Raw genomic sequence first — 209 nt, 5'->3', positions numbered from 1 at the left:
CATAGTGGTGTCCGGTTTAAAAAATTTTTGATATTATTTAGTTTTGAGAGCGCAAGTTCTCATGTTAATCACGCAAGTGAAAGACATATAGTGTGGTGATGATGGCTAGAAGGATACACCTGTTCTCATGCCGAACACAGAAGTTAAGCTTCTAAGCGCCGATAGTAGTTGGGGGATCGCTCCCTGCGAGGGTAGGACGTCGCCATGCA

General features: G+C 44.5%; 1 rRNA gene. It reads left to right on the top strand.

Annotated features, from left to right (window positions below):
* Positions 1-91: 91 nt before the first annotated feature.
* Positions 92-208: ribosomal RNA gene (gene rrf / locus FC70_RS02620) — 5S ribosomal RNA — on the top strand.
* Position 209: the final 1 nt, after the last annotated feature.

Source organism: Paucilactobacillus oligofermentans DSM 15707 = LMG 22743, assembly GCF_001434315.1.
Lineage (GTDB): Bacteria > Bacillota > Bacilli > Lactobacillales > Lactobacillaceae > Paucilactobacillus > Paucilactobacillus oligofermentans.
This window is presented reverse-complemented; position numbering and strand designations above follow the sequence as displayed.